Source organism: Rubinisphaera italica (genome assembly GCF_007859715.1).
Classification (GTDB): Bacteria; Planctomycetota; Planctomycetia; order Planctomycetales; family Planctomycetaceae; genus Rubinisphaera; species Rubinisphaera italica.
Map to the genome: position 1 here is coordinate 5,337,674 of NZ_SJPG01000001.1, position 12,846 is coordinate 5,350,519.

The window sequence follows — 12,846 nt, forward strand, 5'->3', positions numbered from 1 at the left end:
TCCACGGCGGTTGATTCATTGGGTGGTAATCATTAAATCCGCCCCGGCTCACGTTTTCCTGTTCCTTGAGTTTTCGTTGCAGAATCCCCGAGGTCCGCCCGTGCTTCCTCTGCAAGTTTCTGCAGTTTGATGACAATCTCGGGATGCTCGCCTTTCACATCCGAGGTTTCGCCTTCGTCCGTTTTCAGATTATAAAGTGCGAGTCCCGTTTTCTGCTGGGTATAACCACCCGGCAGACCATCTTTGCCCGGCTCTCCGGTCAGGCTACGATACGAGTGGGGAAAATGCAGTTTCCATTCTCCGCTACGGATGGCCTGAAGATGAGTTCCCCAGTAGTAATAGTAGACATCATGAGGAGTCTTGGCTCCCTTTTCTCCAAACATAAGCGGCCGAATGTCCTGCCCATCAATTTTGTGATCGGGTAGCGGGACCTGAGCCAGAGCGGCAATTGTGGGAAAAATGTCGATCGTGGCCGCTAACTCATCGCATACCGTCCCAGCCGGAATTTTACCCGGCCAGCGCATAATGCACGGTTCTCTCACGCCCCCTTCCCAGGTTGTCCCTTTCCCCTCCCGAAATGGACCTGCGGAACCCGCATGATTTCCATACGATAGCCAGGGACCATTATCAGAAGTGAAAATGACGAGTGTGTTTTCGTCCAATCCGTGCTTCTTCAAAGTCTCCAGCACCTGACCGACCGACCAGTCGATTTCTTCAATGACATCTCCAAATGTTCCCTGTTCGGAGTCGCCCTTATATTTCTCAGAGACGTATAACGGCACATGGGGCATCGAGTGAGCCAGATAAAGCAGAAACGGTTTGTCTTGATTGTCTTCAATAAATTTGACGGCATGTTCGGTGTACCATGTTGTCAGATGCGTCTGATCTTCCGGGGTGACTGCCGGATTGACGATTTCATTTTTGGAGATGAGCGGCAAATCGGGAAAGCCGCGTTTCCCTTTCTGGTCCTCTGGCAGATTGATGTAAGCCGGGTGATAGGGCCACATATCGTTGGAATAGGGGAGCCCGAAGTAATCGTCGAAGCCATGCTGGAGCGGGAGAAATTTTTGCTGATAGCCTAAATGCCATTTCCCATAGGCAGCGGTCGCGTAATCTTTCTGCTTGACCAGTTCTGCGAGCGTCATTTCGTCAGAATTGATGCCGATGGTCGAGCGATGGCTTAATGCTCCCCCGATTCCCAGGCGGATGTTGTAACAGCCTGTCAGCATTGAAGTTCGGGACGCGCTGCAGACGGCTTGAGAGACATAGAAATTGGTAAATTTCCTTCCCTCGGCTGCCATTTGATCGAGATTGGGAGTCTCGTAACCTTCTGCCCCAAAACAGCCAACATCTCCGTAGCCTTGATCATCAGTAAAGATGACAACGAAGTTCGGTTGCTCAGCGGCCTGGATTGAGATGAGGTCACTCAAAATCACAGTCAGAGTGAACAGGGTGGTGATTATTGTGCGGGGATTCATTGTGAGTCTTTCATTCATGGCCGAGATTGACATCAGTGCTCGATGATATGATGTCTGGCAGTGATTGTCACCCGGATGAAATCAAATCTCGCTGAATTAATTACAAGCACGAAGCGCAAGCGAGTGTGTTTCTTCGCGATTAGACACACTCGCTTGCGCTTCGTGCTTGTATTGATGACTTTATAGGCCAAAACCAGCGGGAAATCGGTCTTTTCCCGAATGGATGCTCTACGTTATAGTCCGCAGCTATCCTGAGAGATTCTGCAGGATGAGCTTTGAACGGAATTCCATTGGCCAGGGAGGGCGCAATGCTTTTGAAGATACCTTATCTATTTTTAACACGAATTCGAAACTGCTTTCAGGCATTGATGATGTCTCTGGTCCTGTGTACGTTTGTAGGTGGTTGCGGCTCCGATACGCCAGATTCGAGCGAAGTGCTCGATGACTCCTGGTTTGAACTCGAAAACGAAGAAAAAGTCGCCAATGACGCTCCAGCCGAACCAACGGCTGCGACAGCTTCACTGGGAGTCAAATTAGAGCAGGGAGCCCGCTTTCCGCTCCAGAAAGTGGTCGAGAAAACACTGACTCAAAAAACCACACAGGGAACAATTGAAAACCAGGAACGTATTGAACTCGATATGGCGGTGACGGTTGAAGAAATTCGAGACAAATACAAGCTGTTCTCTGTTCGCTACAACCGCGTGAAATATCAGACCAATCTGAATGGTCAACAGGTGTTCTACGATTCCCAGCAACCACCTTACCCTGTTCCCGATGGAGCATTGGTTTATCACGGTATGGTCAACAATGGTTTTTCATTCTGGGTCGGACCGGATAATAAGATCACTGAAGTCATTAATTTCAACGAGTTCATGAAACGCTGTCTCCTGAATGTTCCGCAGCAGAAAGCCGAAGCGGTCTCGCAGATGCTCGCTCAGTATTCCGGTCAACAAGGCATTGCCAACTTTGTGGATGATACGATTGGCCTGCTGCCATACGATCCGGAATCTTCGGATGGTTCGATGATAGTGAGATTGGGAGGGAACTGGACCAAGTCTCGCCAGTTTAGCGATCCGGTACCGATGTCGATCAACAACACTTACACTCTCCGCGAATTGAATGAAGAATACGCCAAAGTCGAAATTATGGGCAGTGTTTCTCCCTCTTCAGCCTCTTCAAATCCAGGTAGCGATTCCGTCTCTCTCCAGGTGCGTGATGGCCATTCCGCCGGGATGTGCACGATTGATCGCAAAACGGGTTTGCCACTCGAATCCCGTATCGATCATCTACTCAATATGACGGTCCAGGCCAACGGCATGATGTTCGAACAGCAGAAACGAGTGGTCACGTCCATTCGCATGTTCCCCGAACAAACGCAGGGACAACTTTCTCGACTGACTGCTGAAAAAGGCTCCATGGAACATTCCCATCAGCATTCCGACTCCAACATTCAGCCCGCTTCCCACGAAATCTTTGTGCCGGAAAACTAATGTCGGCTGAGTGAGATTCGATGAAATCCAAAGAACGCGAAGCTCGCAAGGAAAAATTCTTTGTGTCCTTCGCTTTTCATTCGTTATTGTCTTTAGACCATTTCCCAATGGTTTCTGCAGTCGCATGAACACCAAATAACCGAAAAACACTGAATTTGCTCCTGCTGAACGCGGCAGGCAATTTTTGAATATGCTCTAGAACGACTATTATTACTTGAAATTCAAATCTATCACGAAAATCATTAAACCAGTGTGGCGGGGGCGCACTCGTAGAAAATCTCCCGTAGCGTAGAATTTTCGGGGGCTTCCGCAAAAGCGGAGCGCCCCCGCCACTCCAAATCTGATTTGTCTTGATAAAGTTTTGATAAGCATTCTTGATATGTCTATTAACAAGGTCCGCTATGCGAACCTTTAAATTGGTTGGAAAGACTTGGGGAACAGCACGTGAGTGAAGTGGAATTGATTTTCATGATGGGCTCGTACGAAGCCCGATTCCCTACCGATCGATTTTATGCGCTCAATCACATGTGGCTCAAATCGTTTGAGGATCGGATACGCGTCGGCTTCACTGCGTATTCGGTACGACTGTTACAGGATGTTTACTTCCTCGACTGGGAAGTCGATGCCGGCGTTTCCGTCAAGCAAAAGCAAACCATCGGGGAAATTGAAAGCTCGAAAGCGGTTTCCCATCTGACCGCTCCTATCGCCGGAGATGACATCCAGTTCAACGAAGCTCTGCTGAATGATCCTTCATTGATCAATACCAGTGGCTACGAAACCGGCTGGTTGTTCTCATTCAAAAGTTCAGAAGAGATGCTCACAGCCGAGCAGTATGTGGGGCATCTTGAAGAGGTCTGGAAAGAGACCCAACGGGTGATTAAAGGGCAGGTGCAGTAAGCTTGGTCGGCACACCCCAGAACGCAGTGATGGGCCTGGCGATTTCGTAACACAACTTCCTTGTTGTTATTCCGCATTGACCGGCGTGAGAACAATCACCATGCGAGTTCTACGGAGGGATTGCTTCGCAGTCGGTTCTGGAGTGGAAGCGACTGGTGTCTCCAATTCGCCCGATTTCCGTTCCATCACCCTTCCATTTTCATCCCCTGAATCTTTTTCGGGGTGATTGACTCCCAAGGCCGTCGGTTCTGAAAATGGCTTCGCAGATTTATTTAATGCCGACACAGATTCTTCGACCGGTTTCTGTAAAGGAATCAGGTTCACGGTAACCTGATAAGCCTGCGTCTGTGGATCAACACCATCATCGGCATGTTTGTCCTGAAGCGAAAAAGCGACCGCTTCCGACTCTGGTTTGCCAGCCGTTGTGGGAGCATTCTCTGGAGACTTTGTGACCGGAGAATTTGCGATCGGTCTGTGATCCTGACCTGGCTGAGGCAAAGACGTCTCAAGACTGATATCGTCCCGTATTCTCTGCTGCTGCTCACTCTCCAGAGCTTCAAGATTGTCGACGGGTGAGTAGAGAAACCGTAATTGCCGTCCGTAATTTTTGGCGAACAACTCATCTCCCGACATTTCCAATTGATCGATGCGAAAATTCTTTTGCAATTCGGCATCTTCTGGAGATAACGCTTCGTCTTTGGATCCCCCGGTCCCACCGGACATCCCGTTGGCGTAGTAGGCACGATTGAAAACATTCACTATCAATGGCAGCGACTCGTCCAGAGGATTCTCCGCATCCATCGGCACAACAGAATAATAATCATACGAAAGGTGCGGGGCCTCTCCGACGTGAATCTTTTGAACCTGATCGAGTGATTCGAGTTGATTCAGAGAGTTAAGTATGCTTTCGGTCGGGGCATCGATATAAAAGGCAACCAACTCCTGCTTGACCGCAGCTTTTTTCTTCTCGGCTATGGGCTTTGCGACCTGAGGCTGTGGTGTGGCATACAGGTTTTCCGCAATATTGCCTTCATTCTTGAAGCCATCGCTTTGACGGATTTCCGTTTCTTCCTGAACTTGAGTGTTAGCGCGCTGAACAGGTTGGTTCTCAGCCAAGCCATTGAGTGAACCCTGTTGCTGGCTTTCAGCAATGTCATTCTGCACAAGCAATAATTGCACCTGGCCGCACGCAAACCGAACATCGACCACACTCAATTCCACCAGAGCCACTTCGCCATCACTTTCCTGAAGGAGACGGACCAGTTCGCCAGCCTGCAGTTTGCGATCCAGTTTGGGGGATTCGTTCAAACGCTCCAGGATCGAACGTTCCAGTTGAGCGGGTACTGGTGGTGGAGGGAGATCGGAAGCGGAAAAGGATATCCCAGCCATCGATTCCGGTTGTTCGATCAGACTCCCAGTGGCCAAAGGTGGAGACTGTTCTTCCAACGCAATTGCATTTTCAGGGAGAGATTCCAGATCCGTTGAAGCTAAGTCGTGAGATTCCATTTCAGCAAGTGGAGTCGATTGCAATTTGAGATGGAAATGTTCCCGAGGAGCCTTAGCGGCCTCTTTCTTGAATTGTGCGACCGAACCATCGTAAACATCGAAATAAGAGGTGCCACGCGAATGAGAATGGGCTAAATAATCACCGGAAGTGTCTGCCAGACGAACATCGTAAGTGTTTTCAACGGGTGCGTGCGATGTCATCGCGACTTCTGTGTGGAATTCCTGCTGCTGAAACAGATAATAAGAACCAAAGCAAAGCATCAGAACCGATGCCAGCCCTCCGGCCAGCCAGCGATTTGACCAGCGAGCCACAGTCGAAAAGGCTTTGACGGTTTGCGTCGTCAGGAACAAAGTCTGACGCTCCAGTTGTCTGCGAACAACTTCGACCATGCCAACAGGGGCAGGTTCACGTGGTAAATCCCGTAGCAGGTCTCCCAGTTGACGGAACTCATTGAACAGGCACTCGTCATGCATATTTATATCGAGACGGCTCTTCACCGCATCGCGTTCTGCTCCCTCGAGTTCATCGTCGAGATAAGCAGAGATCAGTTCTTCGTTCAGTTCTTCGTTCATGATACAAACAGTGTGAAGTTCGACTGCCGGAAAGAGAGGACGTACGCCCTCATCTCATTTCCAAAAACATGTCGAAATGTCAAAAATTAAACTCCTGATTGTTTAAGTGGTATGATCCGTCAATTTTCGAATTAAGTATTGGTTGTCGTATTGAGTTGTCCAGCAAATCCCTCGTCAGCTAGTAATCGCGTTAATCGTTCTCGCAGCAATATACGGGCACGATAAATGCGACTGCGAATGGTGCCGAGGGGGACATTCAGGATCTCTGCGATCTGTTCATATTTAAAGTCTTCAATTTCTTTCAGAATGAGAACGGTCCGAAATTCTTCCGGCAGGTCTGCCAAAGCCGCCTGGACTTGACTTTGACGTTCCTGCACCTGCAGGTTCTGACTCGGATCGGCACTGTTATTATCGGCTGGAAGGTCGATTCGTTCTCGCTCAGCTGGCCTGAGCCCCACTGTTTTGACTCGCTTTTTCCGCTGGCGGCTCATGGCCACATTATACGCCACTCGGAACAGCCAGGAATAAAAGTTCGCATCGCCTCGAAATGTGTCTAATTTGCTCCAGGAGAGCACGAAGGCATCTTGAACCACATCGCGCGCGTCTTCCCGATTGCGAAGGATCTGAAACAGAGCGTTGTAAAGCCTGTCCTGATATCGCGTTACGAGGAGATCAAACGCATGAGTCTGTCCGTCAACCGACTCAGCAATGAGTTCAAGGTCTGTTTTTTTCACGGTACTTGCATTAAAGACGCGAGCGAGAATAGAAGAGTTCCCGGAATTTGGCCGATTGCCCTGGGAAAACAAAGAATAACCATTTCCCCATCAATTCCGCAGCAGAATGTGCTTTGAAATTCAAATTTGTGAAAATTGATGGATTCGTGAATTCAATTAGCAGACAGGATTGGACTGGTAAATCCTGACTATTGTTTTAGAGTTAGGGCCATAGATTAATATGGGTTGATATGATTGTGTTCATCACTCTTTCGGTGTCGTTCATTTTTTCGTTTGCAGGTACTTCAAATCAATGTGTAACAGGCAGAAAGTCGTTCTCATGTCTATGGATAGCTATGCTTCAATGTTTACCAGGATTTGTCTCTGCAGTACTTTTCTTATTTTGACGGCCGTTTCAAGTGTGTCGGCTGCGGATCCTCCAGCAGACTCAAAACAAATAGCCGGCAGTCGTCCGAATATCGTGTTTATGCTTTCCGATGACATGGGCTGGGCCGAGCCCGGTTATAACGGGGGCGATCCCGAATTGACGCCGAATATCGATCGTCTGCGAAGTGAGGGAGTCAGCCTGACACAGTTTTATGCTCATTCGGTTTGTGCTCCGACTCGGGCGGCCATTATGACGGGGAAATACGCATTCCGAACGTGGTCGGACTGGCGCTCGGAAGATTTTGGCAAGCCGAGTTATCTGGCAAAGTTAAACCTCACACTCGCCATCAATGAGCGAGGTGAAGAGACTCGACGCATCCATGCTCTCGATACAAATGAGCTAACCGTAGCCGAGTATCTGCGGGATGTCGGATATTTCACGGCCATCACTGGTAAATGGCATTGTGGCGAATGGCTGCCTGAGCACTTGCCGATGGGACAGGGGTTTTTACATCAATATGGGCACTACGCCTGGGGCATCGACTACAACAATTACACGATTCCGCACAATGCACCGGCCCGTTTTGCTGTTTACGACTGGCATCGCAATCAGCAACCGATTCAGGAACAGGGTTATACAACCGATCTCATCGCCAACGAGGCAACACGCTTGATCGCCGAGCAAAAGCAGGATCGCCCATTCTTCATTTATGTGCCGTTCAATGCGGTACATGGGCCGATTGAGGAAGTCCCCCGCTACACCGATCAATACCCTGCCCGGCAAGCCGCTTTAAAATGTCTGGACGATGCGATCGGCCGAGTTGTCGCAGCTGTGGACCAGCATGATTTTGCACAGAACACACTTGTCATCTTTGCCAACGACAATGGCGGCTTAACCGAAGAAATGAACAAGCCCTGGCGGGGCACGAAAAACACCACTTTTGAAGGAGGTGTACGAGTTCCGTGTGTGATGCGCTGGCCCGGCAAGATTGAACCCGGCTCTGAAAACGATGGCATGATGCATGTCGTTGACCTGCTGCCAACCTTCCTGACACTTTCCGGCGGACAGCATCCGTTGCCGGCTCCGCTTGATGGCCTGGATATGGTCCGCATGATTTTCGATCAGGAGAAAAGTCCGCGAAATGAAATCATTTTTGAAGTCAGCGGCAGCGTTCGCCTTCCAACCATCCGCCAGGGTGATTTCAAACTGATGGGCGAGATGCTTTACAACATCAAAGAAGACCCGACAGAATCGACAGACATCGCCGCAAAACATCCTGAACATGTTAAACAGTTGCAGGCAAAGCTTGCGAAAGCTGGCAAAGAGCGTCCACCGCTGGGCGAAGTGAATACACTGATGGATCCTCCCCTCCCCTATGTGTACGGACAGCAGGAGAACGCAAATGCTCCAGCGTGGTTGAAGGCAGCGGTCGAAAAAGTCCGTGCGACCCAGCCAAAAGGATGGGCCGAAGGAGAAACGCCTTGGCCACAGGCTCCGCAGGGGGCGACCATCATTTATGAGGGCGATGGGCGATAAGTTAAACGAGTCTAGTGTGAGGATTCTGACTTCTGCTTTTTGAAAAGCGGAAAGCAGTTCCGGATACCGGCTTCGAGTTGATCAAGCCATTTCGCGATAATTGGGATTTCCTGAATGATGATGCCGATCCCGATAAAGGCGACGAAGCCCCCAGGTCCGGGTAACCAGCCAATTGCCAGACCGAAAAGAATCAGAAACAGACCTGTCGAGAACATGAGCACTCGCCAGATCATCTGCTGTTCGCCCCGTTTTTCACGTCGGAATTCTGCATAGTTCTGAAATCGATTCCCACAGCAACCATCATGCAGAACTCTTAAATCGTCTCGAATGTTTTTCCATAACTTGCGAAACATGATTCAGATCCTGATTAATAAAATGCTCTGTGGAAAGCATATAAGCGTAGGGATTCCATTCACTCTCTACACATCGAGGAAGGTCAGTTCATACGGATGTCAAAGACTTGCGCCACAATTACTTATCCACGAATGAACTGATAAAGGGTAAGCTCTCTTATTCAGTTTGTCTGGAAAAGAACCAAAGTCAATAGATCAAATTTACTTGTCAATTTACGAGGGAACTCTTGAGTTGGTTCACCATACCCTGTTGCAGCTTTGAAACACGCTCACGGGCAGCCTCGGCTTTTTCTTTTGCCAGGGCTGGTTTCTTCGCCACGGCCAGAACGGTCTCTGCCACACGATTTCGATCCGCTTCGACATCCATATTAAACAGCCAGTCGTTTAGCCCGATGTCGTTCCACATGAAGCCTTTGCTCGTTTGTTCGGCAAAACGGCAGACGATGGCCGGGATTCCGTTTCCAATGCACATGATGGGCGAGTGCATTTCCATTCCGAATAAACCAGCGGAAAGCCGATAGGTGCTGATCGCTTCGTCTGTCAGCCAGTAGTTTTCCCGCCAGACGACCCGCTTACGAATTTCCGGAGTCAGTTTGTCGTAGATATTGTCTTTGCCGACTTCCATCTGCGACATATCTTCCGGGCAGAGCAGAACCTTCTTATCGGTTTGGGTGACCACCGCCTGAATCGCTTCGATGAGCGGGGCATGATCCTGAGCTTTCATCTCCTCATTCCGCTGATGCCGCTCGGCATCGAACGGGCGATTTTTAATCTTCCAATAAGGGGTGTATCGCAGTCGAGGGATACAGCACAGGAACTGCCCCGGTTCCAGTTGATGAGCCTGCAGGAACTCGCGAGCCGCTTTTTCGTTTTCGATATCGACGGCAAACGCACCATCCGGACCGAATTCCATCACCGGACAATTCACACTCTGTTCCCGACAATACTTGAGGGAAACGGAATCGCGAAAGAAAACAAACTCGGCTGAGCTCAGCAATTTTTTCAGGTCCTCGGAGACGCTACTAACTGTGATACCGAAGACGCCGTAGGGTTTGCCGGTTTCATCCTTCCAGCGTTGAACATCTTTCTGAGCAACCAGTGAAGGTCCGGAACCGTGGAGGAGAAAATCGTAACTGGAAAGTGTTTGATCGAGTTCTTTGCCCCGTTGCACGATCTTGAGTTTGGGGAACCGCTTCTCCAGCAGTTCACGCACACCATTACGAACATCGCTCGCCCAGAGAGTGACATTGGCTTCAGGAAGATATTTCTCCAGCAATGCCAGCACGCCGGGCGTGTGAGCGATGTCGCCAATATTGACCGTCTGCCAGGACGACCTCAACAAAATATTCGGCTGCTTTTCGCCAGCAGCTAAGCGGATATTTGCACACAGGGCTGCACCCACGCTGGTGGCCAGAAATGTTCGACGTTGCATGATTGAACTTTATTGGTTGATGGAGTGACTAGAAGGTATCTCAAAACGTCAAATCGTACAGTCGATTGGCCTGAAAGTTGCATGAGAATCTCTCCCGAAAGGAGGCATTCTCATGCTCATGACACTGGTTTGGTGGCCGAAACGACATCGGTCGTCCACAAGCTCAGTGTCCAAGACGGATCGAACGGTTGTGTTAACCGACAGGCAATGGAATTTGATTGCGGATTTGTTTCCTTGGATCCCCCCTGCCAAACAGGGCGGCCGTCCCAAGGTCCACCCTCGCGACTGTTTGGAGGGTGTGTTGTGGATTCTCGTCACCGGAGCCCGTTGGAAAGATTTACCAAAGGCGTACCCCTCGAAAGCGACTTGCCACCGCAGGCACGCCGCGTGGTCCGGTGATGGAACGTTGATGAAGGTTTGGGAACGGTTATTGGTCACCATGGAAGAAAATGGCCAAATTGATTTGAGTGAAACCTTCGGCGATGGCACGTTTGCCTCGGCAAAAAAAGGGGTAAAAAGATTGGTCCCACCCGTCGTGGGAAAGGCACAAAGATTATGATTCTGGTGGATCGCCACGGTACTCCGCTGGCGATCGACACCGAATCGGCATCGCGAAACGAATCGATCTTGATTGAGCCGCTGTTTGTAAAAATGACCTGTAAAAACCACAAGCCCGAACGGATCGTTTACGACAAAGCCGGAGATGTTGATCGCATTCGAGACAAATTTCAGGAAGCCGGAATTGATTACATTTGCCCACATCGCCAGGGTCGCACTCGAGCTGTCAAACAGGATGGTCGTAAAATTCGTCGGTACAAACGACGGTGGATCGTGGAACGTACGATCGCCTGGCTGCACAACTATCGCCGCATTGTCACACGCTGGGAACGCCATGATTTTTTGTACGAAGGCTTCGTCGCACTCGGCTGTGCGTTTACACTATTAAAACGGTTTTGAGATAGCTTCTAGTAAGTAATAATTCAAAAACCTTGATTATGTCAGAATTCAATCCTGTTATCGAGGAAGATTTTCAATTCCAATGACATCGCGAATGATTACCGGTCTTCTTTCTTCTCCAGTCGCGATTGAATCTCTGCGACCTGTGATTGCAGTTGAGCAATCATTGTCCAGAGCATATCGTGTCTCGCCTTTTTGAGAGCAGGACGATACTTATAGGAATAGATGCCGCTGAACCAGATAGCCGCCAGAAGAGAAACTATGCCAATGCCACTCCACAAGGGAGGCACCCAGAAGATGCGAGTCAGCTGGAAGGCTTCAATGACCAGGACAGCAGGAAAACAACTCGCAAAAATCCCCATGCACCAGTACATGGCATGTTGATAAGAGCGTCCCCGCTGTTCGAGTTGCTGGATATTTTGTTGCAGGTTCATGCGAAACTCCTCGTAGTTAAAGGATTGATTCTCGGCATCCTGTGCCAGTAAATTATCCCGATTGATTTTTTGAGGACGATCATCAGCCATTGCATTCCTCCTCAATCACTTTTTTAATTTCCAGACGGGCGTAATGTAATCGTGATTTGACGGTGCCAATTGATGTCGAGATAATTTCCGAAATCTCCTGAAGGTCCAGGTCTTCCAGGAAACGGAGCGTTAAAACTTCCCGATGCGGCAGCGAAAGTTGTTCAAGAGCTCGATGAACAAGTTCCGCATTTTCCAGCTGTTCGTATCCCTGTTCTATTTCAGATTCCGTGATTGATCCGTTCTGAACCTGCTCGAACGCAACTGCGGACTGACGATCCCGTTTCCTCAAATAGCTGACAGCTCGATTGTGCGCGATCTTATATAACCAGACCCGAAATGCTTGCGGTGCATTTAATCCGGGAAGTTTTTGATAAACGTTCAGCCAGATCTCCTGCATCAAATCAGCAGTATCGGCTGAGGCTCCGGTGAATCGCTGCAGATAATAAAAGAGACGACGTTCGTAGGTTTGAACCAGTTGTTGGAAGGCGATTGAGTTTCGAGACTGAGCCTGCAGAACCAGCAGTTGTTCCTGAATGTGCTGAAGATTCTGTAAACTCATCTCAAAGGCTCACTTTCAATGTGCTATTCACCAGCCAACAATGATAAGCCGTTTGAGAAGCCTCAAAGGTTCAACAGAAAACATCAATATTCTGAATTTTCTGAGTAGGGAAATCATTTCTACTTTCGCAAAAAAGCATTGAGGACCAGCCCAAAACTGATCGCGCTGGCGATCAGGCAGAGTCCGGATCCACAATGAGCGGGTCTAGCGTCTAAGGCGACAAATGCGAAAAAAACAGACACTAATCCAAGTATCATTAATACAGACACGATGAGTTTAGTCGCGCCTGTAATATGTTCAGGAAACTTTAATGCATCCGGCCTTTCTTGTGGGAATTCCTCTTTGAGTATTGTCTTTGCTCGAGAATCGATATTGCTGGTATGCTCTGGTGTTAGACCTTCGGTTTCCTCGTTCATGTGATATTTGCCTTGTAAACTATT

General features: G+C 49.2%; 13 protein-coding genes. 5 read left to right on the forward strand and 8 right to left on the reverse strand.

Annotated features, from left to right (window positions below; all coding sequences use genetic code 11):
• Nucleotides 1-32 precede the first annotated feature (32 nt).
• Nucleotides 33-1,478 (reverse strand): sulfatase family protein, encoded by a 1,446-nt coding sequence (locus tag Pan54_RS20355; RefSeq protein ID WP_146505230.1) that lies wholly within the window; start codon nt 1,476-1,478, stop codon nt 33-35.
• 308 nt (nt 1,479-1,786) lie between these two features.
• Between Pan54_RS20355 and Pan54_RS20360 the strand changes: the two genes are divergently transcribed.
• Together Pan54_RS20360 and Pan54_RS20365 are read left to right on the forward strand one after the other, a co-directional pair.
• Complete coding sequence (locus tag Pan54_RS20360) at nt 1,787-2,968, forward strand: DUF6263 family protein (protein ID WP_146505231.1); 1,182 nt, start codon at nt 1,787-1,789, stop codon at nt 2,966-2,968.
• A 444-nt stretch (nt 2,969-3,412) separates the two neighbouring features.
• Nucleotides 3,413-3,865 carry a glycine cleavage system protein H gene (locus tag Pan54_RS20365; RefSeq protein ID WP_242631381.1) on the forward strand — a complete coding sequence of 151 codons (453 nt, stop codon included), beginning with the start codon at nt 3,413-3,415 and terminating at the stop codon, nt 3,863-3,865.
• A gap of 66 nt (nt 3,866-3,931) precedes the next feature.
• Here Pan54_RS20365 and Pan54_RS20370 read toward each other — a convergent pair whose 3' ends face one another.
• Together Pan54_RS20370 and Pan54_RS20375 are read right to left on the reverse strand one after the other, a co-directional pair.
• A complete protein-coding gene (locus tag Pan54_RS20370) occupies nt 3,932-5,944 on the reverse strand; it encodes an anti-sigma factor family protein (protein ID WP_146505232.1) in 2,013 nt (670 codons plus the stop codon).
• A gap of 131 nt (nt 5,945-6,075) precedes the next feature.
• Entirely contained in the window at nt 6,076-6,678 is a 603-nt protein-coding gene (locus Pan54_RS20375) for an RNA polymerase sigma factor (protein WP_146505233.1), read from the reverse strand.
• Nucleotides 6,679-6,997: 319 nt separating this feature from the next.
• Here Pan54_RS20375 and Pan54_RS20380 point away from each other — a divergent pair, with 319 nt between their 5' ends.
• Nucleotides 6,998-8,581, forward strand: coding sequence for an arylsulfatase B (locus Pan54_RS20380; protein WP_207310194.1), 1,584 nt, complete (start codon nt 6,998-7,000; stop codon nt 8,579-8,581).
• A gap of 11 nt (nt 8,582-8,592) precedes the next feature.
• On the opposite strand, the gene Pan54_RS20385 is transcribed toward Pan54_RS20380, so the two are convergent.
• Both Pan54_RS20385 and Pan54_RS20390 read right to left on the reverse strand, forming a co-directional pair.
• The gene (locus tag Pan54_RS20385) at nt 8,593-8,934 is read right to left on the reverse strand and encodes a hypothetical protein (RefSeq protein WP_146505235.1); all 342 of its coding nucleotides are present in this window, start codon (nt 8,932-8,934) and stop codon (nt 8,593-8,595) included.
• A gap of 208 nt (nt 8,935-9,142) precedes the next feature.
• Nucleotides 9,143-10,366, reverse strand: coding sequence for a polysaccharide pyruvyl transferase family protein (locus Pan54_RS20390; RefSeq protein WP_146505236.1), 1,224 nt, complete (start codon nt 10,364-10,366; stop codon nt 9,143-9,145).
• A gap of 112 nt (nt 10,367-10,478) precedes the next feature.
• Between Pan54_RS20390 and Pan54_RS20395 the strand changes: the two genes are divergently transcribed.
• Nucleotides 10,479-10,925, forward strand: coding sequence for a transposase (locus Pan54_RS20395; RefSeq protein WP_146501976.1), 447 nt, complete (start codon nt 10,479-10,481; stop codon nt 10,923-10,925).
• Nucleotides 10,922-11,323 carry a transposase gene (locus Pan54_RS20400; protein ID WP_242631382.1) on the forward strand — a complete coding sequence of 134 codons (402 nt, stop codon included), beginning with the start codon at nt 10,922-10,924 and terminating at the stop codon, nt 11,321-11,323. Before Pan54_RS20395 ends, Pan54_RS20400 begins: the two co-directional genes overlap by 4 nt.
• Before the next feature lie 98 nt (nt 11,324-11,421).
• Here Pan54_RS20400 and Pan54_RS20405 read toward each other — a convergent pair whose 3' ends face one another.
• From Pan54_RS20405 to Pan54_RS20415, 3 genes are all read right to left on the reverse strand, one after another.
• Complete coding sequence (locus Pan54_RS20405) at nt 11,422-11,847, reverse strand: hypothetical protein (RefSeq protein WP_146505238.1); 426 nt, start codon at nt 11,845-11,847, stop codon at nt 11,422-11,424.
• Nucleotides 11,840-12,406, reverse strand: coding sequence for an RNA polymerase sigma factor (locus Pan54_RS20410; RefSeq protein ID WP_146505239.1), 567 nt, complete (start codon nt 12,404-12,406; stop codon nt 11,840-11,842). Before Pan54_RS20410 ends, Pan54_RS20405 begins: the two co-directional genes overlap by 8 nt.
• A 119-nt stretch (nt 12,407-12,525) precedes the next feature.
• Complete coding sequence (locus Pan54_RS20415) at nt 12,526-12,822, reverse strand: hypothetical protein (RefSeq protein ID WP_146505240.1); 297 nt, start codon at nt 12,820-12,822, stop codon at nt 12,526-12,528.
• Nucleotides 12,823-12,846 lie beyond the last annotated feature (24 nt).

What these genes read in the sequence shown, in the direction of transcription:
- Pan54_RS20410 (WP_146505239.1), bottom strand. Translation starts at nt 12,406, where the DNA reads ATGAGTTTACAGAATCTTCAGCACATTCAGGAACAACTGCTGGTTCTG.
- Pan54_RS20415 (WP_146505240.1), bottom strand. Translation starts at nt 12,822, where the DNA reads ATGAACGAGGAAACCGAAGGTCTAACACCAGAGCATACCAGCAATATC.
- Pan54_RS20360 (WP_146505231.1), top strand. Translation starts at nt 1,787, where the DNA reads ATGCTTTTGAAGATACCTTATCTATTTTTAACACGAATTCGAAACTGC.
- Pan54_RS20370 (WP_146505232.1), bottom strand. Translation starts at nt 5,944, where the DNA reads ATGAACGAAGAACTGAACGAAGAACTGATCTCTGCTTATCTCGACGAT.
- Pan54_RS20385 (WP_146505235.1), bottom strand. Translation starts at nt 8,934, where the DNA reads ATGTTTCGCAAGTTATGGAAAAACATTCGAGACGATTTAAGAGTTCTG.
- Pan54_RS20400 (WP_242631382.1), top strand. Translation starts at nt 10,922, where the DNA reads ATGATTCTGGTGGATCGCCACGGTACTCCGCTGGCGATCGACACCGAA.
- Pan54_RS20380 (WP_207310194.1), top strand. Translation starts at nt 6,998, where the DNA reads ATGTCTATGGATAGCTATGCTTCAATGTTTACCAGGATTTGTCTCTGC.
- Pan54_RS20405 (WP_146505238.1), bottom strand. Translation starts at nt 11,847, where the DNA reads ATGGCTGATGATCGTCCTCAAAAAATCAATCGGGATAATTTACTGGCA.
- Pan54_RS20390 (WP_146505236.1), bottom strand. Translation starts at nt 10,366, where the DNA reads ATGCAACGTCGAACATTTCTGGCCACCAGCGTGGGTGCAGCCCTGTGT.
- Pan54_RS20395 (WP_146501976.1), top strand. Translation starts at nt 10,479, where the DNA reads ATGCTCATGACACTGGTTTGGTGGCCGAAACGACATCGGTCGTCCACA.
- Pan54_RS20355 (WP_146505230.1), bottom strand. Translation starts at nt 1,478, where the DNA reads ATGAATCCCCGCACAATAATCACCACCCTGTTCACTCTGACTGTGATT.